22 protein-coding genes are annotated in these 21,909 nt (G+C 68.1%); 5 read left to right on the forward strand and 17 right to left on the reverse strand.

Annotated elements, in window-relative coordinates:
• Nucleotide 1: 1 nt before the first annotated feature.
• From N2M23_RS12900 to N2M23_RS12925, 6 genes are all read right to left on the reverse strand, one after another.
• Nucleotides 2-727, reverse strand: coding sequence for an anti-sigma factor (locus N2M23_RS12900; RefSeq protein WP_265446035.1), 726 nt, complete (start codon nt 725-727; stop codon nt 2-4).
• Nucleotides 724-1,284: an ECF RNA polymerase sigma factor SigK gene (gene sigK, locus N2M23_RS12905; protein WP_265446036.1), complete on the reverse strand. Its 561-nt coding sequence runs from the start codon at nt 1,282-1,284 to the stop codon at nt 724-726. Before sigK ends, N2M23_RS12900 begins: the two co-directional genes overlap by 4 nt.
• Before the next feature lie 78 nt (nt 1,285-1,362).
• The gene (locus tag N2M23_RS12910; RefSeq protein WP_265446037.1) at nt 1,363-2,082 is read right to left on the reverse strand and encodes a fasciclin domain-containing protein; all 720 of its coding nucleotides are present in this window, start codon (nt 2,080-2,082) and stop codon (nt 1,363-1,365) included.
• Between the two features lie 115 nt (nt 2,083-2,197).
• Nucleotides 2,198-3,718 (reverse strand): molybdopterin-dependent oxidoreductase, encoded by a 1,521-nt coding sequence (locus N2M23_RS12915; protein WP_265446038.1) that lies wholly within the window; start codon nt 3,716-3,718, stop codon nt 2,198-2,200.
• Nucleotides 3,719-3,766: 48 nt separating this feature from the next.
• Nucleotides 3,767-4,384 carry an SGNH/GDSL hydrolase family protein gene (locus tag N2M23_RS12920; RefSeq protein WP_265446039.1) on the reverse strand — a complete coding sequence of 206 codons (618 nt, stop codon included), beginning with the start codon at nt 4,382-4,384 and terminating at the stop codon, nt 3,767-3,769.
• Between the two features lie 7 nt (nt 4,385-4,391).
• Nucleotides 4,392-4,880, reverse strand: coding sequence for a glutathione peroxidase (locus N2M23_RS12925; RefSeq protein WP_265446040.1), 489 nt, complete (start codon nt 4,878-4,880; stop codon nt 4,392-4,394).
• A 59-nt stretch (nt 4,881-4,939) separates the two neighbouring features.
• Here N2M23_RS12925 and N2M23_RS12930 point away from each other — a divergent pair, with 59 nt between their 5' ends.
• Together N2M23_RS12930 and N2M23_RS12935 are read left to right on the forward strand one after the other, a co-directional pair.
• Complete coding sequence (locus N2M23_RS12930) at nt 4,940-5,455, forward strand: CBS domain-containing protein (protein ID WP_265446041.1); 516 nt, start codon at nt 4,940-4,942, stop codon at nt 5,453-5,455.
• Nucleotides 5,452-6,741 carry an ArsB/NhaD family transporter gene (locus N2M23_RS12935; protein ID WP_265446042.1) on the forward strand — a complete coding sequence of 430 codons (1,290 nt, stop codon included), beginning with the start codon at nt 5,452-5,454 and terminating at the stop codon, nt 6,739-6,741. Before N2M23_RS12930 ends, N2M23_RS12935 begins: the two co-directional genes overlap by 4 nt.
• A gap of 97 nt (nt 6,742-6,838) precedes the next feature.
• Here the strand turns inward: N2M23_RS12935 and N2M23_RS12940 are convergent, their stop codons facing one another.
• Complete coding sequence (locus tag N2M23_RS12940; RefSeq protein WP_265446043.1) at nt 6,839-8,383, reverse strand: DHA2 family efflux MFS transporter permease subunit; 1,545 nt, start codon at nt 8,381-8,383, stop codon at nt 6,839-6,841.
• A 150-nt stretch (nt 8,384-8,533) separates the two neighbouring features.
• On the opposite strand from N2M23_RS12940, the gene N2M23_RS12945 reads away from it, so the two are divergent.
• A complete protein-coding gene (locus tag N2M23_RS12945) occupies nt 8,534-9,562 on the forward strand; it encodes an Lrp/AsnC family transcriptional regulator (RefSeq protein ID WP_265446044.1) in 1,029 nt (342 codons plus the stop codon).
• Here N2M23_RS12945 and N2M23_RS12950 read toward each other — a convergent pair.
• Both N2M23_RS12950 and N2M23_RS12955 read right to left on the reverse strand, forming a co-directional pair.
• The gene (locus N2M23_RS12950; RefSeq protein ID WP_265446045.1) at nt 9,538-10,248 is read right to left on the reverse strand and encodes a VIT1/CCC1 transporter family protein; all 711 of its coding nucleotides are present in this window, start codon (nt 10,246-10,248) and stop codon (nt 9,538-9,540) included. The two genes, N2M23_RS12945 and N2M23_RS12950, sit on opposite strands and share 25 nt — an antisense overlap.
• Nucleotides 10,245-10,553, reverse strand: coding sequence for a 4a-hydroxytetrahydrobiopterin dehydratase (locus N2M23_RS12955; RefSeq protein WP_265446046.1), 309 nt, complete (start codon nt 10,551-10,553; stop codon nt 10,245-10,247). The genes N2M23_RS12950 and N2M23_RS12955 overlap by 4 nt, the downstream gene beginning before the upstream one ends.
• Nucleotides 10,554-10,646: 93 nt before the next feature.
• On the opposite strand from N2M23_RS12955, the gene N2M23_RS12960 reads away from it, so the two are divergent.
• Complete coding sequence (locus N2M23_RS12960) at nt 10,647-11,072, forward strand: (deoxy)nucleoside triphosphate pyrophosphohydrolase (RefSeq protein ID WP_265446047.1); 426 nt, start codon at nt 10,647-10,649, stop codon at nt 11,070-11,072.
• Here N2M23_RS12960 and N2M23_RS12965 read toward each other — a convergent pair.
• On the reverse strand, nt 11,062-11,706 hold the full coding sequence (locus tag N2M23_RS12965; protein ID WP_265446048.1) for a response regulator transcription factor: 645 nt from the start codon (nt 11,704-11,706) through the stop codon (nt 11,062-11,064). The genes N2M23_RS12960 and N2M23_RS12965 overlap by 11 nt on opposite strands.
• Nucleotides 11,694-12,923, reverse strand: coding sequence for a sensor histidine kinase (locus tag N2M23_RS12970; RefSeq protein ID WP_265446049.1), 1,230 nt, complete (start codon nt 12,921-12,923; stop codon nt 11,694-11,696). Before N2M23_RS12970 ends, N2M23_RS12965 begins: the two co-directional genes overlap by 13 nt.
• 223 nt (nt 12,924-13,146) lie before the next feature.
• On the opposite strand from N2M23_RS12970, the gene N2M23_RS12975 reads away from it, so the two are divergent.
• A complete protein-coding gene (locus tag N2M23_RS12975; protein WP_265446050.1) occupies nt 13,147-15,273 on the forward strand; it encodes an MMPL family transporter in 2,127 nt (708 codons plus the stop codon).
• Between the two features lie 58 nt (nt 15,274-15,331).
• Here N2M23_RS12975 and N2M23_RS12980 read toward each other — a convergent pair whose 3' ends face one another.
• The 6 genes from N2M23_RS12980 to soxR form a co-directional block, all read right to left on the reverse strand.
• Complete coding sequence (locus N2M23_RS12980; protein WP_265446051.1) at nt 15,332-16,516, reverse strand: ABC transporter ATP-binding protein; 1,185 nt, start codon at nt 16,514-16,516, stop codon at nt 15,332-15,334.
• Entirely contained in the window at nt 16,509-17,549 is a 1,041-nt protein-coding gene (locus N2M23_RS12985; RefSeq protein ID WP_265446052.1) for an ABC transporter ATP-binding protein, read from the reverse strand. The genes N2M23_RS12980 and N2M23_RS12985 overlap by 8 nt, the downstream gene beginning before the upstream one ends.
• Before the next feature lie 5 nt (nt 17,550-17,554).
• Nucleotides 17,555-18,529 (reverse strand): ABC transporter permease, encoded by a 975-nt coding sequence (locus N2M23_RS12990; RefSeq protein ID WP_265446053.1) that lies wholly within the window; start codon nt 18,527-18,529, stop codon nt 17,555-17,557.
• Nucleotides 18,530-18,534: 5 nt separating this feature from the next.
• Entirely contained in the window at nt 18,535-19,545 is a 1,011-nt protein-coding gene (locus N2M23_RS12995) for an ABC transporter permease (protein WP_265446054.1), read from the reverse strand.
• Between the two features lie 83 nt (nt 19,546-19,628).
• Complete coding sequence (locus N2M23_RS13000) at nt 19,629-21,299, reverse strand: ABC transporter substrate-binding protein (RefSeq protein ID WP_265446055.1); 1,671 nt, start codon at nt 21,297-21,299, stop codon at nt 19,629-19,631.
• Nucleotides 21,300-21,417: 118 nt separating this feature from the next.
• Complete coding sequence (gene soxR, locus N2M23_RS13005; RefSeq protein ID WP_265446056.1) at nt 21,418-21,894, reverse strand: redox-sensitive transcriptional activator SoxR; 477 nt, start codon at nt 21,892-21,894, stop codon at nt 21,418-21,420.
• Between the last annotated feature and the right edge of the window lie 15 nt (nt 21,895-21,909).

Below are 21,909 nucleotides of genomic sequence, written 5' to 3' on the forward strand. Positions count from 1 at the left end.
GTCAGGTCAAGGTCACCGACATGATCGGTTTGCTCGTCGGCTGCTGCGAACCACCGGCCGGTTCGACGGTGATGGCTGCGGCGCTTGCCCCGGTCACCGAACCATCCAGCACCGTGGCCTTGTCCGGCTCCAGCATCCCGGCACTGACCGGTTTGCCGCCGGAGATGAACCACGCCTGGTAGGTCTTGCCGGCCGGGGCCGGCGGCATGCCGCGCAGCGTGGCGACCGCCTTGCCGCGGCTTGCGGAGGCGACCACGACCAGCGAGCCGCCGTCGGCCGACGCGGTGGTGCTCCGGGCGTCCGGCGCCTGCTCGACCTGCTGCACCGCCGAGACCGGCGCCTTGTCCTGCTGCCACGGTTTGGTCGCGACCGTCACGCCGCCGGCAATCAGCACCAGCGCGGCCGCTGCGGCGAGCAACCATTGGCCGGGGCGGTTCCGTCGCCGGGGCGCGGCCCCCGCCGGCTCGACACGCGTCGGCCGGCCCTGCGCGGTCGGCGGATGCTGCGGAGTGCGCGCCGCCGCGGCGAGCACCGAATCACGCATGCTCGGAGGCGGGCTGACCGGCGTCGTCGACTCCCCGATCAGAGCCGTCGCATCCTGCAGCTCGGCAACCTCGGTGCGGCACTGCGCGCACTCACGCAGATGCTGGTCGGCGCGGCGGCGACCGACTTCGTCCAACGCATCCATTGCGTAGTCGAGGGTGTCGATGTGCTTGTCGTCGGTCATGATTCACCTCCCAGCGCGTCGCGCAGTCTGAGCAAGCCGTCACGGATCCGTGACTTGGCCGTGCCCAATGGTATGCCGAGGCGATCTGCCACCTCGGTGTGCGAAAGTCCTTCGAAATAGGCCAGTTCCACTGCCTCGCGTTGTCGGTCGGTCAGGGCGCCGATCGCGGACCGGACTCGGTCGGCACGCATCCGATCGTCCACCAGCTCCGCTGTCGAGTCGTATGACGGGGCATTCTGCTCCGCGCTGTAGGTCGTGTCCCGCCGGCGCGACGCGTCCACCGCACGCACCCGGTCGACTGCCTTGCGGTGGGCGATCGTGAACATCCACGACAGGGCCGACCCGCGGCTCGCGTCGAAGCTCGGGCTGCCCCGCCAGATCTCCAGGAACACCTCCTGGGTTACCTCTTCGGCCAGGGCCCGGTCGACGACCACGCGGCACACCAGACCGTGCAGCCGTGCGGCCGCCTCGTCATACAGCCGGGCGAAGGCGTGCTCGTCACCCTGTCCGACCTGCTGCAGCAGGTCGGACAGGGTGGGCGCCTCGCCGACGGACATGGCGTCCATTGTGGCGGGTGGGACACCCGTGACGAGCATTGAGGTCATGGCGTTTGTCGTTCGACCGGAGTTGCCGGGCTACTTGCCCATCAGCACGGTGTCGACGATGTAGACCGTGGCGTTGGCGGTCTGCACGTTGCCGCAGACGACCGCCGAGTTGCCGTCGACCTTGAAGTTCTCGCCGGAGCCGGTGACGGTCACGTTGGTGCCGGCGAGCGACTTGTGGCTGCCGGCCAGCTGCTGCGGGCTCAGGCGACCCTGCACCACGTGCCCGGTGAGCAGCTTGGTCAGCTTGGCCTTGTCGGCGAGGGTGGCGTCGAGGTCGGCCTTCGGGATCTTGGCGAAGGCCGAGTCGGCCGGGGCGAAGACGGTCAGCGCCGGTGCGCTGTTGAGGGTGTCGACCAGTCCGGCCTTCTTGACGGCGGCGGTCAGCGTCGACAGCGCCGGGTTGTTGGAGGCGGCCGTGGCGACCGGGTCCTGCGCCATACCGCTGAAGGAGCCCTTGCCGTCCTTCGGCACGGTGGAGCACGCCGGCCCAAAGGGCTTCGCGGCGTTTGCCGCGCCGCTGCCCATGCCCGACTCGCTGCCCATCGCCGAGGAGTCCATGCTGGACTCGCCGCCCATTGCGCTGGAGCTCATGCCCGAGCCCGAGTCGCTGGTCATCGGCGCGGAGCTCGTGGCCATCGGTGTGCCGGAGTCACTGCTCCCGGCGCCGCCAGAGCCGGACGATCCGCACGCGGTGAGCGAGGCGGCCAGCACCGTGGCGGCCGCGAGGGAGACTGTCGTGCGAGTCTTCATGATCAACTCCTGTTAGGTGTGAAGAATGCCTTTGGCTTGCGAACACTGGTGATTCGGTGCCGTATGACAATCGGATGGGTCCCGGCCGGTCGAATTCAGCCGACGGCGGTCGAATTCAGCCGACCAGGAAGACACGCTCCTCGATGCCGCTCGAGCCGGACGGGAAGACACCGGCGCGTGCGGCCGTCTGGATCATGTTGTCGCCGTAGATAACTCGCGCCCGGACGCTGTGCTGGCCAGGCTTGTTCGTCTCCCACGCGTAATACCACTGGCGCCAGTAGTCGACGTTGACGTCGGGGCCGAGCGATGCGGCGGTCCATGGGCCGCCGTCGATGCTCACCTGCACGGCGACGACTCCTCGTCGTTGTGCCCAGGCGGTGCCACCGATGAGTACCCGGCCAGGTTTCACGCTGGCCAATGCCGCCGGAACGTCAATGCGCGCAGTCGGTTTGATCTCGCCCTCGGTGGTCCAGCCGCGCTTGGTCCAATAGGCCTTGCGATCGGCATACGTGGTCACGGTCAGCTTCGTCACCCACTTCGTGCAACCGAGCATCCCGTAGAGGCCGGGGGTGATGAGCCGGGCCGGGAAACCGTGCGCGCGGGGGAGCGGTGCGCCGTTCATCCCGATTGCGAGCATGGCACCGCGGTCGTCGGTCATCGCACCGAGGGGAGTGCTGATGGTGAAGCCGTTGAAGGACGTGCTCAGCACCTGCAGGTCCGGCCTGTTCGGTTCCTTGACCCGTGCCTCGGCGAGCAGGTCCTTCAGCAGGACACCGCGCCAGGTGGCACCGCCGGCATACTTGCCGCCAACCGGGTTGCTGACGCAGGTGATGGTGATGTTGCGCTCGGTGAGCGGTCGACGCAACAGCTCCGAATAGCTGATGGTGTAAGGGTTTTCGACATCACCATCGATGGTCAGCTCCCAGTCGGATGCACTGAGGTTTGGCACCGACAGCTCGGTGTCGACGCGGTAGAACGACGAGTTGGGCGTGCGCAGCGGGGTGACTCCGGGGACGGTCCGATCAAGACCTGCGGGTAGTGCGGGCGCCGGCGCATCAGCAGCCGGCAGCTTGACGTCGATCGCCGATCGTGACGAGGTGATCGCCCGGCCACCCACGACACCCAACGTCGCCAGCGCCGCGGTGCCCCCGGTCGCCGCGACGAACGTGCGGCGACTGGCACCCGCTGACCCGGCCGGTCGGGCAGTGACCCGGAACAACCCGACCAGTGCAGCCAGCGAGACGACTCCGGCACAGACGGTCGGCAGCAGATCGCTCAGCGCCGCGAAAGGCCTTGCCAGCACTGCGTAGCCGGCGACCAGCAGCATGAGCACCTGCACCGCCACGCCGACCAGCAGGCGGCTGCGGGCGAGAAGTCCGGAGGCGATTGCGACGATCAGCACAGCCACCGTCACCGACGAAAGCAGGATCAGCTTGTCGTGCGTGCCGAAGTGCTCGATCGCCCAGTCCTTGACCGGGGTCGGCGTGCGGTCGATGACCTCCGAACCGACGGCAAGCACCGGCGACGTTGCCGGGTCACCGAGCGCGGCGACGACCCCGCCGGCAGCAAGACCGACCCCGACGGACAGCAGGCCGATGACTCCGGCGCGGAGCAGGGACGGGCGCTCATCGGTCATGCACGTGGTTCGACGCGCGACCGCCCTCGGATGGGTATGGCGCCGCTACTACCCCTCGTCGAGGGTGCCGAGACCGAGAACGCGCAGCGTGGTGTTGGCCATCTCGCGATGCCCGACCGCGTTGGGGTGGGTGTGGTCGTCCATCCAGGCGGTCGGCGCAGCCGTGCCATAGTGCGCCAGCCAGTGCCGCTCGTGATCGACCAGCGTGACATTCTTCGCCACGGCCAGCTCGCGCACCACTTCGGCGTATGCCGGGAGGTTCTCGCGGCGTGCGGCCGGCGCGTCCGGCATCACCGGCACGGGCGTGTGCAGCACGACCCGGGCACCCAGCGCTGCCGAAGTCTGGATGAGCGCCGTGAGCTCCCGGCGGAAGACGGGCAGGCCGGCGGCGCCGTCGAGCGCATCGTTGGTGCCGAACGACATGCTGACCACCGCAGGATCGAATCTGCCTACCAAGTGGTCGAATTCGCCGCGCACCTGCGCAGCGGTCCAACCCGAGACGCCGCTGTTGACCACGATGTCCGACAACCGGTCGAGCTCCCAGCGGACCCGCTCGTGGACGAGCTCGACCCATGACCGTGCACCGTGGGTGTGGAAGACACCCTGGGTGATGCTGTCGCCGGTGAAGACCCAGGTGGAACGCTCCGGCAGATCACGCAGGCGCATCGGCCGATCAGCCGAGCGCGGAGTCGACGGCGCCGACCACTCGCTCGTCGTCCGGGGTCACCGTCGGGCTGAAGCGCTGCAGCACGGTGCCGTCCGCGGAGATGACGAACTTCTCGAAATTCCACTGGATGTCGCCGGACTTGCCGGTCTCGTCGGCAGCCTGGGTCAGCTCGGCGTAGATCGGGTGCCGGTCGTCGCCGTTCACGTCGATCTTCTCGGTCATCGGGAACGTCACGCCATACGTCGCGCTGCAGAATTGCTCGATCTCGTCGGCGCTACCGGGCTCCTGGCCACCGAACTGGTTGCAGGGCAGCCCGACCACGGTGAATCCCTTGGCCTCGTAGTCCTTCTGGAGCTGTTCGAGCGCGGTGTATTGCGGAGTCAGGCCGCACTTGCTCGCGACGTTCACCAGCAGCGCGGGCTTGCCGCCGGTGATCTCGCCGAGCGTGGCGGATGTGCCGTCGAGACGGGCAATGGAGATGTCGAGGATGCTCATGCAGTCAATGTATGTCGCCACCGGGCCACGATGACCGGCGCACTACTAGCGTGGGTGACATGCGAGCACGTGAGCTGGCCAAGCCGTTCCCGACCGTCACGCTGGAGACCGACGCCCTGGTCGCGGCGGCGACGATGGGTGAGCGCGACTTACCCGGGCTGGTCGTCCTGGACAAGGAGGGCCGGCCGTTCACCGTGGTGCCGGCCTCCCAGGTGCTGCGTTTCGTCATACCGGGCTATGTGCAGGACGACCCGCACCTGGCCCGGGTGTATGACGAGGAGGCCGCCGACCGCTTCTGCCAGAAACTTGCCGCGGTCACCATCGGTGACATCATCGGCACCAAACGCCCGGACGACTACGACCACCTGCCGGTGGTCGACGCCGACGCGAAACTGGTCGAGGTCGCGGCAGTGATGGCGCGCAACCGCAGCCCGCTCGCTTTGGTGACCGAAGGTGACGAACCGGTCGGCGTGATCCGGATCGGCACCCTGCTGGGCAAGCTGCTACCGACCACCGCCGAGCAGGTGCCCGACGCGCTGCCGGACTACCCGGCGTCCTCGCCCGATCAGCCATGATCACCACGCTCGCGATCGTCGCCTTCCTGGCGGCGTACATCCTCATTGCCACTGAGCGCATCCACCGCGTCGCCGCCGCCTTCTGGGGCGCGGCCGCGATGGTTGTGCTCGGGCAGGTCACCAGCGAGTCGGCCTTCTTCAGTGAAGAGACCGGCATCGAGTGGAATGTCATCTTCCTGCTGCTCGGCATGATGATCCTGGTCGGCGTCATCAAGCAGACCGGTGCCTTCGAGTATCTCGCGATCTGGTCGGCAAAACGCGCACGGGGCAAGCCATTTCGGGTGATGGTGATGCTCGTGGTCATCACCGCGGTGGCGTCTGCGCTGCTCGACAACGTGACCACGGTGCTGCTCATCGCGCCGGTCACCCTGCTGGTCTGTGACCGCATCGGCGCGCCGGCGATCCCCTTCCTGATCAGTGAGGCGATGGCCTCCAACATCGGCGGCGCCGGCACACTCATCGGTGACCCGCCCAACATCATCATCGCCAGCCGGGCAGGACTGTCCTTCAACGACTTCCTGCTGCACATGCTGCCGATCGTCGTGGTGCTCCTGGTCGTCTTCATCGGGTTGATGAAGCTGATGTTCGGCAAGCAGCTGGTGTATGACGCCGAGCGCGCCGCCGATCTGATGCGCTTGTCGGAGAAGGAGGCGATCCACGACCGGCGGCTGCTGATCTCATCGGGCGTGATCCTCGCCGGAGTGATGGTCGGCTTCGTCACCCACTCGATCACCGGCCTCGACCCATCGATGGTCGCGTTGCTGGGTGCCGGTGCGGCGGTGGCGGTTTCGCGCCTTGAGCCGCGTGACTACCTCGCCGACGTCGAGTGGTCGACGCTCGCCTTCTTCGCCGGGCTCTTCGTCATGGTCGGCGGCCTGGTGCACACCGGGATCATCGCCGACATGGGCGACTGGCTCACCGACCGGCTGGGCACCAACTGGTTGCTCGGCTCGACGGTGCTGATCTGGATCTCGGGTGCCCTCTCGGCGATCGTCGACAACATCCCGTATGTCGCGACGATCAGCCCGCTGGTCGCCGACCTCACCCATGGGGCGAGCGGCGCCGGCCCCGAATCCCTGTGGTGGGCCTTGGCGCTCGGCGCCGACCTCGGCGGCAACGCCACCGCCGTCGGCGCCTCGGCGAACGTCGTGGTGATCGGCATCGCCGCCCGCAACGGGCACCGCATCTCGTTCTGGACCTTTACCAAGTACGGCCTGATCGTCGCGACCGTGACGATCGCCGTCGCCTGGGGCTATCTCGCGTTGCGCTACTTCGCGCTCGCCTGACCGGAGTAACCGGCAACCCTGACGGCGAGACCGACGGCTGACGGCGAGATCTCGCCGTCAGCCGTCGGAATGACCGTCAGGGTCGGAAGCGCCCGGGTCAGACGCCGGCGAGCTCGGGTCGCTCCTCGGGCAGGTCGCCGGACGGTTCGGCGACGTGGCCGGCAGCCCCGCGGCGCGGGCGGATCAGCAGGAGGGCGAGCAGACCGCCGACCAGGCCGAGCACCCCGGAGATCAGCGCGGTGAGGCGCAACCCGTCGACCGCCGCCAGGTGAATCGTGTGGTCCGCTGCCTGGCGCGCTGCAGCCGGCACCTGCGCGAGCACGAGTCCGGACTGCCCACCGGCCACCGCGTCGCCGGCTCGCGACGCGTCCGGCACGGACTGTGACGAGAGCACCGAGGTGATGCGCGCGGCGAAAACCGTGCCGAGCGCGGCGATCCCGAGCGCGAACCCGAGCTGGCGCGCGGTGTTGACCGCGCCCGCCGCCATACCGCCCTTGTGCATCGGCACCGCGGACATCGCGGTCGAGCTGAGCGTCGGTGCGGCAAGCCCGACGCCGATGCCGGACACCAGCAGGCCGGGCACCAGCGCGACCCAGGTGGCGCCCGCGCCGTTCAACTGCCAGGCGACCAACAAGCCGCCGACGCCGGTCAGTGCGATGCCGAGGCCGACCGCCAGCCAGTTGCGGCGGCCGTGCATCAGCCGGCCGACGCTGGCACTGGTCGCGAACGAGGCGCCGGCGAGCGGGAGCGAGGCCAGACCGGCCTCGACCGGAGACATGCCGCGCACCGACTGCATCCAGATCGAGGCGTAGGTCAGATAGGCGAATGCGCCTGCGGTCAGGACGAATCCGGCGATCAGCGAACCCACGAACGGCCCGTTGCGCAGCAGCCCGAGGTCGAACATCGGGTGCCGCAACCTCGCCTGGGCCACCACGAAGCCGATCAGCGCGAGCGCCGACAGGACGAACGAGCCGATCACCACGGCGTTGCCCCAGCCGTCCTCGTTGGCTCTGATCAGCGCGTAGGTGAGCGCACCCGCGAAGACCGTGAAGGTCGTCATGCCGACGAAGTCGAGCGGGGTCTTGTGCCGCTCGTCGCGCGCGAGCACCACGAAGCACAGCACGATCGCCGCGATCGCGAATGGCAGGTTGACGAAGAAGATCCAGCGCCAGGACAGGTGCTCGGTGAGCAGGCCGCCGGCGATCGGGCCGACCGCTGCGGCAGCACCCGAGACCGCACCCCAGATGCCGTATGCCGTGCCCCGGTCGCGTCCGTGATAGCTGGTGTTGAGCAGAGCGAACGTGGTGGCGAACATCGCGGCCGCACCGACGCCTTGCACCCCGCGGGCGGCGATCAGCACCGTGTCGTTGCCGGCCAGCCCGCTCGCCGCCGAGGCGAGTGCGAAGAGCGCGAGGCCCACGACATACGTGGCACGGTGACCGAGCCGGTCGGCCAGCGAACCGATGCCGAGCAGCAGCGCGGCAAGCACCAGCGCGTAGATGTCGACCACCCACTGCAGGGAGGTGAAGGTGGTGTGCAGACCGGATGCCATGTCGGGTAGCGCGACGTTCACGATCGTGACGTCGACGAGCAGCATGAGCGTGCCGGTGCAGATGGTGACCAGAGGCAGCCACTTGCGCATGACGGATCACACCTTTGCAAGAGAAGTAGCGAGGACATCGGTATGACGGTCGGCGACGCTGCTCATCGACATCCGATGCGAACGACTGCAAGTCTGCCGCGCTGCGGTGACAGCACCCAAGCCGGAGGCCAGGTCGCGTAGATTTCCGACATGACTGCGATGTCATCCGACAAATCCACCATCGTTGACGACCTCGACCTCCGGATCACCCACAGCTTGCAGGTCTCGCCGCGTGCTCCGTTCGCGTTGATCGGCACCGTGCTCGGGGTGTCCGAGCAAACCGTGGCCCGACGCTACCGGCGCCTGCGCGACGCCCGCGCGGTGCGGGTGGTCGGCTTGGTCGACCCGTCCGCGTTCGGCCAGCAGAACTGGAGCCTGCGGCTGGCCTGCCGGCCGGACGCCTCCGAGCAGATCGCCCGTGCGCTCGCCCGGCGCGACGACGTGCACTGGGTGGCGCTGCTGTCCGGCGGCACCGAGGTGGTCTGTGTGCTGCGAGCACGCAGCGCGCAAGAGCGCGACCACCTGCTGCTGCGGCAACTGCCCCGCACCGCCCAGATCGACTCGATCACCGCGTATGGCGTGCTGCACGTCTTCCGGGGCGGAATGATCCGCGACTGGCGGGTCGGCGGCAGTCTGCTCACTGCCGAGCAGGAGGCGCGACTGCTGGAGTCAGCGACCGCCCGAGACAACCGCCCCGCAAGCCTCACACCGGCCGACGAACCGATGCTGCAGGAGTTGCTGCGCAACGGCCGGGCGACCTACGCCGCGCTGCGCGCGACGGCGAACGACGGTCGCAGTGATGCCCAACTCCGACGCCGGGTCGAGGAACTCACCGCCGCCGGGGTGCTCACCTTCGACGTCGACGTGGACGACGCGCAATTCGGTCGGCCGGTGCGCGCCTACATGTCACTGACCGTCACCCCCGCGCAGCTGCAGGCGGTCGGTGACGCGCTGTCCGAGCACGACGCGGTGCGGTACGCCGCGGCAGTTACCGGACCGGCGAGCGTCGTTGCCAACACTGCCTTTTCGAGTGTGGACGACCTCTACCGTTTCGTCGCGGAGGACCTTGGGAAGCTCGATGGTGTCGCCCAGGTGCAGGTGCTGCCGATCAGCAAGGCGATCAAGCAGGGTGGCGCGTGTGCGACTGAGCCGGATCAGACGGCATGGCCGACGAGATGACCCACGCCATACGTGATGGCCATCGCGAGCACACCGCCGAGCACGTTGCGGATGATTGCCGGCCGGCTTGGTGCCTGGCCGAGGCGCGCGCTCACCGCACCGGTGACGATCAGCGCCACGATCACCGCGGCGAAACAGATCGGCACCCGCAGGCTCGGGGAGGGCAGCAGGATCGCGATTAGCGGGATCAGCGCACCCAGCGTGAACGACAGGAATGACGCGCCGGCCGCTTCCCACGGGTTGGTCAGCTCGTCCGGGTCGATCCCCAGCTCCGCCTCGGCATGCGCACCGAGCGCGTCGTGCGCGGTGAGCTGCACCGCCACCTGCCGGGCGAGGTCGGCGTCCAGCCCCTTCGCCTGGTAGATCTCGGTGAGCTCGTCGAGTTCCTCGTCCGGCAGCTCGCGCAGCTCGTAGCGCTCCTTGCGCAGCATGGCGCGTTCACTGTCACGCTGGGTGCTGACCGAGACGTATTCGCCTGCGGCCATTGACAATGCGCCGGCGACAAGACCAGCGATCCCGGCGATGGCGATGTTGCTGCGGTTGGTCGTCGCACCCGCGACACCGGCCACGATGCCCGCGACGCTGACGACGCCGTCGTTTGCGCCGAGCACCCCTGCCCGGAGCCAGTTCAGCCGACCGGACAGCGCATCGTCCTGCAGCTCGCCTTCGTGCGGTTGCCCCGTCATACCTCGACCTGTGCACCCACCTGGGCGGCCGACTCGGCGATGCGATGAGCAAGTTCGATGTCGAGCTGGGTGATGCCGTGCTCGCTGTGCGTCGACAGCGCCCAGTCGATGCGCGTGTAGGAAACCGCGAAGTCGGGATGGTGGTTCATCTGCTCCGCGTCGTCTGCGACACGGCGGATCAGATCGATCCCGGCAGGGAATGTCGGTGCGGTGTATGACGATCGGAGGCTCGCGTCATCGCGGGACCAGCCCGGCAGGTCGCGCAGTTGGCGCTCGATCTCCTCGTCGGTCAACAAGCGGCTCATGCGGTCAGCCTGGCCCGCGGCGGGCCGCCTGTCCACGAAGGACAGGCTTCCCGCACCGTGTGCGGTGCACTCGCGTGTGCCACGCTGTGCGGCGTGACAAGACGTGCCGTGGTCGGCGCAGCGATCGTCGACGACCTTCACCGGCCCGCCCGGCTGCTCGCGGCGCAGCGCGCCGAGCCGTCCGCGCTCGCCGGCGGATGGGAGCTGCCCGGTGGCAAGGTGGAAGAGGGGGAGGGACCGATCGACGCGCTGCACCGCGAGCTCCAGGAGGAGCTCGACGTGCGGGTGCGACTCGGCACGCCCGTGCCCGGCCCGCTCGTCGCCGACGGCAGGGCATGGCCGCTCGGCGCGGCATACGCGATGCAGGTGTGGTGGGCCGAAATCATTGATGGCACACCGAAGTTCGGGCCGGAGCACCAGGCGATCCGGTGGCTCACCCTCGATGAGCTGTATGACGTGGCATGGCTCACCGATGACCGCCCGATAGTGCGACAGCTCGAGAGCCGGCTCAGGCGCTGAGGTAGGCCAGCACTGCCAGCACCCGACGATTGTCATCTGCCGACACCGGCAGGTCGAGCTTGGTGAAGATCGCGTTGGTGTGCTTGCTGATCGCCTTCTCGGTGACGAAGAGTGCGGCGGCGATCGCCGCGTTGGAGCGGCCCTCGGCCATCAGCCCGAGCACCTCGCGCTCCCGCTCGGTGAGGCGGTCGACGGGACTGCCCTGGGTGCGACGGGCGAGCAGATTGCGCACCACGTCGGGGTCGAGCACGGTGCCGCCACTGGTGACCTGACGGACCGCGCTGACGAAGGCACCGACGTCCGATACCCGGTCCTTCAGCAGGTAGCCGACGCCGCCGTCCCCGTCCTCCAGCAGCTCTCGGGCATAGAGCTGCTCGACATACTGCGAGAGCACCACGACAGGTAGGCCAGGCAGCTCCCGCCGCGCTTCGATCGCCACCCGCAGGCCCTCATCGGTGAGGGTGGGAGGCATCCGGACGTCGACGACCGCAACGTCGGGGCGGTGCTCGCGCAGCGCCCGGGCGAGTGACGGAGCGTTGTCGACCGAGGCGACGACTTCGATCTGGTGGGCGCGCAGGATGCGTTCGAGCCCGTCGCGCAGTAGCGCATGATCCTCTCCGATCACCGCACGCACGGCACCTCCAGGTTGACCACCGTCGGTCCGCCGGTCGGACTCGACACCGACATCGTGCCGTCGAACACCGCCACGCGCGAGGCGACGCCCCGCAACCCGCTGCCCTCGGTCGATGCCCCACCGATGCCGTTGTCGCCGATCTCGATGTGTATCAGGTCATTTCGAGGTTGCATGGTGACCCAGGCAGCGGTGGCGCGAGAGTGCTTGCCGATGTTGGCCAGGCACTCGGCGACGCCGAAGTAGATTGCCGACTCCATCGGTGCGGGAAGGTCGGGCGCCTCGAGCTGCAACTCGAAGTCGACCGGCAGGTCGACCGCAAGCGCGCGGATCGCGTCGACGACCCCGCGGTCGGCGAGCACCGGTGGGTGGATGCCGCGCACGACCGACCGGATGTCCTGCAATGCGTCGCCGGCGTTGTCGCGCGCCTCGAGTAGGAGCTGCCTGGCGCCCTCGGGATCGCCGTCGACGAGTTCGGCGGCGAGGCCGAGGTTCATCCCGAGTGCCACCAGCCTGGCCTGCGCGCCGTCGTGCAGGTCGCGCTCGATGCGGCGTAGCTCGGCCGCAGCGGCGTCGGCGCCGCGGGCCCGGGAGATCGTCACTTCGTCGACCCGGCGTTGCAGACGGACCTGGCGGGAGGGGCCGAGAAGGTAGGCGTCGACGCCGAATCTCCAGCGTGCCAGGGGTTTTGCGGCATACCACCAGAGGGCGGAGCTGAGCACGATGTTGACGGCAGTGAAGACCAGGGCCTGTCCGGTGGTGTGAATGTGCAGCACGCCGAACGGCGTGCCGAACACATCCGGAAGACCCAGCCAGAGGAAGTACCACACGACCGACCAGAGCGGGTAGACCAACAGACTGAAGCTGAGCATCGACAGGAAGTGGCCGATGCTCACCGAGTAGAGCGCCCAGAGCAGGTCGCGCCAGCGGGTCGGATCGGTGGCCCAGCGTTGCACTCGGGCGATCGGTCCGAGGCCCTTGGCACCGGCATACTCCTGCACGACCGGTTCCCGCAGGACAGCTCGTGCCAGCGCCCGCTGCCCGGTTGCGACCAGCTGAAGTGCGGGTACGGCGACCAGCAACAGCAGGACACCGATGCCGACCGGTGAGGCGACGATGCCGACCACGGTCAGCGCCAGGAAGGCCAGCGTCGGCACCGAAAGCAGGATCGACACCCAGTGAGTGAGCGCGATGAGTGGCCGGCCGGCGGTGTGGTTCACGTGAGCCATCCTGTCCGAATATTCGCGGGAAGTCGGGCGGCTCAGCCCCACGACGCAGGTGGGGCTAACCCCACCAGCGATCGGGGTGCAAGCGGCACTGACATTGCAGCCACCCTGCCCAAGTCTGATGTATGCCGGCGAATCCGCCGGTGACAATCGGACCTCGAGGGAGGGCCCAGACGTGAAAAGGTCTGGTATCACACTGAATATCGCACGGTGGAGCGTGCGGCACCCCTGGCGTTCGCTGGGCGTGTGGCTGCTGCTGGTGGTCGCCGCAGTCGGACTCGGCGCGAGCATCTCGATGAAGACCACCACGGATGCCGACTACCGCACCGGGCAGTCCGGGACCGCGGCCCGCTGGATCGACCAAGCCGGGCTGAGCGCTCCGGACAGCGAGTACGTGCTGGTGCGCAGCGCCTCCGGCGGGGCGGTCGGCGGTGACGTCCGGGCCGCCGCCGACGCGCTGGGCCGGGAGGTCGCGCGCGACGCGCACGTGCGCAAGGTTGCGCCCGCGATCGTGGCGCCGGACGAGAAGTCCGTCCTGGTCGTTGCGACGATGAAGAAGGCGGCTGACGACGCCACGCCGGATGTCTCCGGTCTGGAGAAGGCCGTCGCCCAGGCGCAGGAACGAGCACCGAACCTGCGCTTCGTGCAGACCGGCGACACCTCGTTGAGCAACGCCATCAACGACCGGGTCGCGGCAGACCTCGGCTCGGCCGAGACGATCAGCCTGCCGGTCACGCTCGCGCTGATGCTGCTGGTCTTCGCCGCGCTGATCGCGGCCGGCATCCCGGTGCTGCTCGCGGTCACCAGTGTCTTCGCGACGATGGGCCTGATGGGCCCGATCTCGCTCATTGTGCCGATGGAGCCGACCGTCACCAGCATGATCCTGTTGATCGGTATGGCGGTGGGCGTCGACTACTCGCTGTTCTACCTCAAGCGCGAGCGACAGGAACGGCAGCGCGGTCACGACACTGTCGACGCCGTGGAAATCGCCGCAGCGACGTCCGGTCACTCGATCGTGGTGTCCGGATTTGCGGTCGCGGTCAGCATGGTCGGCCTGTATGTCGTGGGCGACGCCACCTTCAACTCGCTCGCCACGGGTGCCCTCCTGGTCGTCGTGATCGCGGTCTTCGGCTCGTTGACCGTGCTGCCGGCACTGCTGTCGCTGCTTGGTCACAAGGTGGACCGTCCGCGAATCCCGTTGCTGTGGCGCGTATCCGCGCGTATGCAGCCCGGTGCGATCAGCCGTCGACTGCTCGGGCCGGCGATGCGTCGTCCGGTGGTCGCGCTGGTGGCCGGCGTCGTCTTGCTGGCCGGGTTGGCCGCCCCTGCACTGGGCATGAAGCTGCTGACAAGCAGCCTCGACTCGCTGCCGCAGGATCTGCCGGCGGTGCAGGCGATGCAGCAGATCGGCACGAGCTACCCGGGGGACGGTCCGACTGCCGAGGTTGTGCTTCGCGGGGAGCCTGGTGCACTGCAGCAGGCGGTGAAAGCCGTTGAAACGAAGGCTGCTTCGACCGGTGACTGGAAGCAGGTCGCGGACCCGGTGCGGCAGTCGCCGGATGGTCGGACCGTGGTGCTCACCCTCGGCAGTGTCGCCGCGGAGGGTTCCTTCGCCGCGGGCGATGCGGTGCACCGGTTGCGCTCCGAAGTGCTGCCCCCCGTCATACCTGATGGTGGGGAGTGGGCGGTCGGGGGCGGGGTCGCCAGCAGCTACGACGAGATGCAGCAGCAGTCCGACGGACTGCCCAAGGTGTTGATCTTCGTGCTCGGCCTGACGTTACTGATGATGGCGGTGACTTTCCGCAGCGTGCTGATCGCGCTGCTCACCACCGCGCTCAACCTGCTCTCGCTCGGTGCGGCGTTCGGCGTGATAACGCTTGTCTTCCAACACGATTGGGCGGAGTCAGCGCTGGGCTTCAGCTCCACCGGCGGCATCATCTCCTGGATCCCGATCTTCCTGTTCGTGGTGCTGATGGGGTTGTCGATGGACTATCACGTCTTTGTGCTCAGCCGGGTCCGCGAATACGTCAAGGCGGGTGTGCCGCCACGGCTCGCGGTGCGGCAGGGTGTGCAGGAGACCGCAGGGGTGGTGACCAGCGCGGCCGTGGTGATGATCTCGGTCTTCGCGCTCTTCGCGACGCTGTCGATGACCGAGATGAAGGAGATGGGCGTCGGTCTGTCAGTGGCGATCGCGTTGGACGCCACCGTCGTCCGGCTGGTCGTGCTGCCGTCCGCTCTTGCCCTGCTCGGCCGGGCGGCATGGTGGCCGTCGCGCGCCGTGCACCGCCCGGAGCAGCAAGTGCAGCCGTCGGAGCAGCCGCCCGCGCTGACGACCACCGCCTGATGCATTGACGGATCGGGGCGTTGTGCCTAATGCACGCCCATCCGGGCGGCCCGACCGATCAGACGCCGGGCGGGCGTGCGTCCGGGAACGGGTCGGCGCCCGGGGCCCCGTCCTCGACGATGTCGGGGCGGGGCCGGTCGGCGTCCGGGTCGACGATCGTGGGCGTGACGCTGTGCGGCTGGAGCGCGCCGGACTGAATCTCCTCGGCGAAGTGACAGGCGACCCGGTGCGTTGCAGGCACCCCCTCGATCCGAACCTCACGCAACTGCGGCCGTTCGGTGTCGCACTTGGTCTCCTGCCGCCACGGGCACCGGGTGTGGAAACGGCAGCCGTTCGGAGGCGCAGCAGGGGAGGGCAGGTCGCCGGCCAGGATGATCCGCTCGCGCCGGTCCTCCACCTGCGGATCGGGGATCGGCACCGCCGACATGAGCGCCCGCGTGTAGGGGTGCAACGGCATGGCGTAGAGGTCGTCCGCGTCGGCCTCCTCGACGAGGGCACCGAGATACATCACGCCCACCCGATCGCTGATGTGGCGCACGACGGCCAGGTCGTGGGCGATCACCAGATAGGTCAGGCCGAATTGCTCCTGCACATCCTCCAGGAGGTTGATCACCTGGGCCTGCACCGAGACATCGAGGGCGCTCACCGGCTCGTCAGCGACGATCAGCTGCGGGTCGACCGACAGGGCACGGGCGATGCCGATGCGCTGCCGCTGGCCGCCGGAGAACTCGTGCGGGTACTTCTTCAATGCAGCCTCGGGAAGGCCCACCGCAGAAAGCAATTCGCGTAACCGGGCGTGCGCTGCGGTCTTGTCCTTGGTCAGCCCGTGTGCTCGCATCCCTTCCAGTAGCAGTGCCTCCACCGTCTGGCGCGGGTCCAGGCTGGACAACGGATCCTGGAAGACCATCTGCATGTTGCGCCGCTGCTTGCGCAGCGTCTCGCCCTTCAGGCTCGACAGGTCGGTGCCGTCGAAGGCGACGGTGCCGGCGGTCGGTTCTTCCAGGCGCAGCAACGCTCGGCCGAATGTCGACTTGCCGCAACCGGATTCACCGACGAGGCCGTAGGTCTCACCTCGATTGATCTGCAGCGTCATACCGTCGACGGCGTAGACGTAGCCGACGGTGCGGTCGAAGATCACGCCGCGTTTGATCGGGAAGTGCACCTTGACGTCCTGCGCGTCCAGCAGGATGTCGGCCGACCCGTCGGGCCGCTTCTTGTCGAGGATCGAAGTTTGCTCACTCATGGGTGGAGTCCGTTCCAGGCAGGATCGGGTGGTGGCAGCGCAGCAGGTGGTCCGGGATGCCGGTCGGGTCCGCTTCCAGAGCGGGCGACTGCTCACGGCAGATGGCGGTCGCGTTGGTGCATCGCGGGGCAAAGGCACAGCCGCCGGTCCACGGGATGTTGTCCGCCACCGAACCGGGTATGGCGTGCAGTGCGCCCGCACGCGTGCCGTCCAACCGGGGGATCGACCCCAGCAGGCCGTGCGTGTAGGGGTGCTCGGGACGGGCGAATATCTCGTGGCGAGAGGCGCTTTCGACGATACGCCCGGCATACATGACGTTGACCTCGTCGCACAGTCCGGCGACGACGCCGAGGTCGTGGGTGATCATGATGAGCGCGGTGCCGGAGTCGACCACGAGCTCGCGCAGCACCTCCAGGATCTGGGCCTGGATGGTGACGTCGAGCGCGGTGGTCGGTTCGTCGGCGATGAGCAGCCGCGGCTTGCACGCCAGCGCCATCGCGATGAGTGCGCGCTGCCGCATGCCGCCGGACAACTGGTGCGGATACTCCTTCAGCCGGCGAGCCGGGTCCGGGATGCCGACCCGGTCGAGCAGGAGTCGCGACTCCTGCATCGCCTGAGCCTTCTTCAGGCCCTGGTGGCGTTGCATGACCTCGGCGACCTGGACGCCGATCGGCACGACCGGGTTGAGCGAGGACAGCGGGTCCTGGAAGATCATCGCGATGTCCCGGCCGCGCCGGTCACTCATCTCGCGCTGATCCAGCGTCAGCAGATCGGTGCCGTCGAAGGTCGCCGACCCGGCGACCTTGTTGCCGCGGGCCGGCAGCAGGCCCATGATCGCCAGCGAGGTGACCGACTTGCCACAACCGGACTCGCCCACCAGGCCGATGGTCTGGCCGGGCCCCACGTCGAAGGACACGCCATCGACCGCGCGGAAGGTCGGTCGTCCCTTGCCGCCGAACTCGACGACCAGGTCGCGCACGGACAGCAGGCTGTCGCCGGCGCGCACCTCGGGCTCGTATGCCGCAGCACTCATCGGGGTCACCTCCTGGTCTTCGGGTCGAGGGCCTCACGCAGCGACTCACCCATCAGCGTGAAGCCGAATGCGACGACGACGATGCACGCCGCCGGCCAGAACGCCAGTCGCGGAGCGACGTCGAAGTAGTCCTGCGCCTTGCCAAGCATCTGACCCCATTCGGGCGAGGAGTCGTCAGGGTTGCCGAGGCCGAGGAAGCTCAGCGCGGCGGCGTCGATGATCGAGGTCGCGAGCACCAGCGTCGCCTGCACCAGGACCGGTCCCAGCGAGTTGGGCAGCATGTGGCGGAAGGTGATCGGGCCGCGTTTCACGCCGAGCGCCCGCGCGGCTAGCACGTGGTCGCTGGCCCGCTGGGCGAGCATCGAGCCGCGCAGCAATCGGGCGAAGATCGGCACCTGCACGACGCTGATCGCGACGATCAGGGTCCACTGTGACGGCCGGCCGAAGAGCGTCGCGACCGAGATCGCGAGCAGCAGCGACGGCAGTGACAGCATGACGTCGACCAGGCGCATCACCACCGTGTCGACCCAGCCGCCGAACGCGCCGGCCAGCGTGCCGAGCACGACCCCGCCGGCAAGGCCGGCAAGAGTCGCGCAGACGCCGACGATCAGCGTCTGCCGGGATCCGAGGATCAGGCGGGAGAGCAGATCGCGACCGGTTTGCCCGTCCGCGCCGAGCGGGAAGCCGTCCTGGCCGCCCGGGACCGGGTCATTCGGGGTGACCTGATTGAGCAGATAGCCGGTCTGCCCGTTGTGCGGCGCCAGCAGCGGCGCGAAGATCGCGATCAGCACGAACAGCACGGTGACCGCGAGGCCGACCAGGAAGACCGGGTTGCGCCGCAGCCGGCGCCAGGCACTGGCGATCAGGCTGACACCGCCGGTGTCGGCGACCTTGCCGGCGTCGGGCACGTCGGCCGAGGCGCCAGCCGCCTGCTCTGCCAGCTTGTCGATGCGGTCCTTCTTGCGTTGCATGGGATTCATCGCGCTCACCTCGTCCGAACGCGGGGGTCGATGACGGCGTACGCGAGGTCGACCAGCAGGTTGACGATCACATAGCCGAGGGCAGCCATCAGGATCAGCACTTGCAACACCGGGTAGTCGCGGGTGGTGAAGGCGGTGGCGAGGGCGTCACCGAGCCCGGGGAAGGCGAACACCGTCTCGGTGAGCACGGCGCCGGTGAGCAGGCCGCCGACCTGCAGACCGATGGTGGTGACCACGGGGAGCATTGCGTTGCGCAACACATGTCGGCCGCGAATCACTCTGCGGGACAGGCCTTTTGCCTCTGCCGTGCGCACGTAATCCTCGCCCAGCACGTCGAGCACGGACGCGCGGGTGATCCGGAAGATGATCGCGAAGGGGATCGTCGCCAGTGCGATCGCCGGCAGGATCAGGTGTTTGATCGCGTCCCACGAGGCGTCGTACTCGCGGGTGAGTAGGCCGTCGAGGACGTAGAAGTTGGTCACCCGGGTTGCGTTGAGATCGGCGCTTTGCCGTCCGGTCGGTGGCAACAGGTTCCACTCGATCGAGAAGAAGTACTTCAGCACGAAACCGAGGAAGAAGACCGGCACCGCGACACCGATGAGCGACAACACCACCGACCCGGTGTCGAGCAGGCCGCCGTGCCGCTTGGCCGCGAAGTAGCCGAGCGGTATGGCGGTGACCAGCGCGATGATGATCGCGAACACCGACAACTCGACGGTCGCGGGCAACCGCTGCCAGAAAAGGCTGAACGCGTCGGTGCCGGATTGCACGCCGGTCGACGTGCCGAAGTTGCCGTGGACCGCGTTGTCCAGGAAGCGCAGATATTGCACCGGGAGTGGGTCATCCAGGCCGAGCGTCTTGCGCATGGCGGCGCGGTTCTCGGGGGTGGCCCGCTCGCCGAGCATCGCGTCGACGGGGCCGCCCGGCAGCGAACGCAGCCAGGCGAAGAGGAGCAGCGACAGGACGAACATGACCAGCACGGCCTGCAAGAGTCGCCGCAGGATGTAGCGCAGCACGAAGGGTGGCTCCTACTTGGAAGGGGACTCCTCCGTCGGTGCCGGGACGGGCGTCACGGCACCGACGGAGAGCGGTCAGGCGACTACTTGTCGACCTTCGCGGTCCACAGGTGCTCGTCGGTCAGCGGACTCGGCGTCACGCCGGTCACCTTCTTGGAGAAGACGATTGCCGGCGGCGAGCTCGAGATCGGCAGGCCCGGCAGGTACTGCTCCATCACCTGCTTGTTGATCTGCTCGTACTTCGCAGTGCGAGCGGACTCGTCGACCATCGAGTCGGCGTCCGCCAGGTCCTTGACGAACTTCGCGCCCCACGGGTAGGCACCGACGCTCATCTGACCCTTCGGGTCGGAGAAGAAGCTGCCGAGGAAGTTGTCCGGGGTGTCGTAGTCGCCGGTCCAGCCCATCAGGTATGCCGAGGCCTTGCCGTTCTGCGTCTGGGTGACGTAACCACCGGCCCACGGCAGCGGCTTCGGGGTGACCTTGATGCCGACGGCCTCCCAGTTGGCCTTGATCGCGTTGAAGATCTTGTCCGGAGCCGGCATGTACGGCCGGGTGACCTCGGTCGGGTACCAGAGCGTGATCGACATACCGGACTTGCCCGCCTCGGACAGCAACTGCTTCGCCTTCGCCGGGTCGTACTTGTACGGCTGCAGTGAATCGTTGTATCCCGCAACGGTTTTCGGCATGAACTGGGTGGCGACGCTGGCGCCAGAGGGCAGCAGCGACTTCACCAGCTGGTCGCGGTTGATCGCGTAGTAGAGCGCCTGGCGGACCTTGAGGTCCTTCAGGTTGGGGTCGACCTGGGAGTTCAGGCCCAGGTAGAGGATGTTGAACGCCGGGCGGATCTCGAGGTTGTCGTCCTTCTTCAGCGACGGCCAGTCGACCGGGTTGGGCAGGTCGTAACCGTCGATCGTGCCGGCGGACAGGGCCTGCTTGCGGGCGGTCTCGTCCGGGATGATCTGGAAGACCAGCTTGGCGATCGTCGGCTTCTCGTCGCCGGCGTAGTCGTCGTTGCGCACCAGCGTGACCGTCTTGTTGGTCTTGTCGTACGACTGGAACTTCATCGGGCCGGTGCCGACCGGGTGGGCGTTGGCGTATGCCGGGTAGACGAAACCCTCGCCCTGCGCCTTGATGTCGTTGGCCTTGTACTTGTCCAGTGCGGTCGGCGACTGCATCGAGAATGCCGGCAGGCCGAGCAGCGCCGGGAACTTCGAGGTCGGCCGGGCGATCTTGATCTCGACGGTGGCGTCGTCCTTGGCGGTGCAGCCCTGGTAGAGCTCACCCTTGGCGCCGTTGTAGCCGCCCATATTGGTCAGCCAATACTCCGAGGCCTGCTGGCCGGCGGCGTTCTGGCTGTCCATCCGCTTGAAGTTCTTGCACACGGCGTCGGCGTTGAACGGTGTGCCGTCGGTGAATTTCACACCGGTCTTGAGCTTGAAGGTCCAGGTCTTACCGTCACTGGACGGGGTCCAGCTGGTGGCGAGCGCCGGCGCGACCTCCGCGGTGCCGGGTTTGAAGCCGGTCAGGCCCTGGAAGATCTGCCGGCTGACGCGGAAGGTCTCACCGTCGCTGGCGTAGAAGGGGTCGAGCGTGGCGGGGGCTCCCGCGGCGCCGAAGTTGAGCGTGGCGTTGGTGTTGCCTTTCGCGCCTCCCGACGCGTTGTTGTCGCTGCGCTTGGAGCTGGCGCAGGCGCTGAGGGTGAGCGCCGATGCCGCAATCAGCACAACTGCAGCCGTGGGCTTGGTGACGGCCATGCGTGGACCTTTCGGGCCGGGAAACAAATGTCGTGCGATGTTACCCAGGTCACAGCTCGTGCACGGCTGGTTGCCGGTTTACCTTGACCATCTCGAGATCTAAGACGGCCGTCGGCGGTCAGCGCGGCACCTGTGGCCGCCGCAGCAGGCGGGGGAGGAACGCCGCGCCGGGCTCGGCTTCGGAGCCATTGCCCGCACGATCGTCGGGGTTGGAGATCGAGCAGCGTTGCAAGGACAGGCATCCGCAGCCGATGCAGGAGTCCAGTCCGTCGCGAAGTTTCTCCAATGCCGCGATCTGCTCGTCCAATCGGCCGCGCCAGTGCGAGGTGATCCGCTGCCAGTCGGCCTTGGTGGGGGTGCGGCCTCCGGGGAGCATGTCGAGCTCGGTGCGGATCTCCTCAAGGGTCAGCCCGACATTCGCGGCCGCGCGGATGAACGCCAGCCGGCGCAGCACACTGCGCTCGAACCGCCGCTGGCCTCCCGCATTGCGGTCGGCGAAGATCAGACCTTGTGCCTCGTAGTAGCGCAAGGCGGACGCGGCGAAGCCACTGCGCTGAGCGACGGCGCCGACAGTCAACAGGTCGTGCTTATCCATTGCGAATCCTCGAAT

It is taken from the genome of Flexivirga meconopsidis, assembly GCF_026162425.1.
Classification (GTDB): Bacteria; Actinomycetota; Actinomycetes; order Actinomycetales; family Dermatophilaceae; genus Flexivirga; species Flexivirga meconopsidis.

Excerpts from the sequence above, each read along its gene's own strand:
- N2M23_RS12900 (WP_265446035.1), bottom strand. The coding sequence starts at position 727 with ATGACCGACGACAAGCACATCGACACCCTCGACTACGCAATGGATGCG.
- sigK (WP_265446036.1), bottom strand. The coding sequence starts at position 1,284 with ATGTCCGTCGGCGAGGCGCCCACCCTGTCCGACCTGCTGCAGCAGGTC.
- N2M23_RS12910 (WP_265446037.1), bottom strand. The coding sequence starts at position 2,082 with ATGAAGACTCGCACGACAGTCTCCCTCGCGGCCGCCACGGTGCTGGCC.
- N2M23_RS12915 (WP_265446038.1), bottom strand. The coding sequence starts at position 3,718 with ATGACCGATGAGCGCCCGTCCCTGCTCCGCGCCGGAGTCATCGGCCTG.
- N2M23_RS12920 (WP_265446039.1), bottom strand. The coding sequence starts at position 4,384 with ATGCGCCTGCGTGATCTGCCGGAGCGTTCCACCTGGGTCTTCACCGGC.
- N2M23_RS12925 (WP_265446040.1), bottom strand. The coding sequence starts at position 4,880 with ATGAGCATCCTCGACATCTCCATTGCCCGTCTCGACGGCACATCCGCC.
- N2M23_RS12930 (WP_265446041.1), top strand. The coding sequence starts at position 4,940 with ATGCGAGCACGTGAGCTGGCCAAGCCGTTCCCGACCGTCACGCTGGAG.
- N2M23_RS12935 (WP_265446042.1), top strand. The coding sequence starts at position 5,452 with ATGATCACCACGCTCGCGATCGTCGCCTTCCTGGCGGCGTACATCCTC.
- N2M23_RS12940 (WP_265446043.1), bottom strand. The coding sequence starts at position 8,383 with ATGCGCAAGTGGCTGCCTCTGGTCACCATCTGCACCGGCACGCTCATG.
- N2M23_RS12945 (WP_265446044.1), top strand. The coding sequence starts at position 8,534 with ATGACTGCGATGTCATCCGACAAATCCACCATCGTTGACGACCTCGAC.
- N2M23_RS12950 (WP_265446045.1), bottom strand. The coding sequence starts at position 10,248 with ATGACGGGGCAACCGCACGAAGGCGAGCTGCAGGACGATGCGCTGTCC.
- N2M23_RS12955 (WP_265446046.1), bottom strand. The coding sequence starts at position 10,553 with ATGAGCCGCTTGTTGACCGACGAGGAGATCGAGCGCCAACTGCGCGAC.
- N2M23_RS12980 (WP_265446051.1), bottom strand. The coding sequence starts at position 16,516 with ATGAGTGAGCAAACTTCGATCCTCGACAAGAAGCGGCCCGACGGGTCG.
- N2M23_RS12985 (WP_265446052.1), bottom strand. The coding sequence starts at position 17,549 with ATGAGTGCTGCGGCATACGAGCCCGAGGTGCGCGCCGGCGACAGCCTG.
- N2M23_RS12990 (WP_265446053.1), bottom strand. The coding sequence starts at position 18,529 with ATGAATCCCATGCAACGCAAGAAGGACCGCATCGACAAGCTGGCAGAG.
- N2M23_RS13000 (WP_265446055.1), bottom strand. The coding sequence starts at position 21,299 with ATGGCCGTCACCAAGCCCACGGCTGCAGTTGTGCTGATTGCGGCATCG.
- soxR (WP_265446056.1), bottom strand. The coding sequence starts at position 21,894 with ATGGATAAGCACGACCTGTTGACTGTCGGCGCCGTCGCTCAGCGCAGT.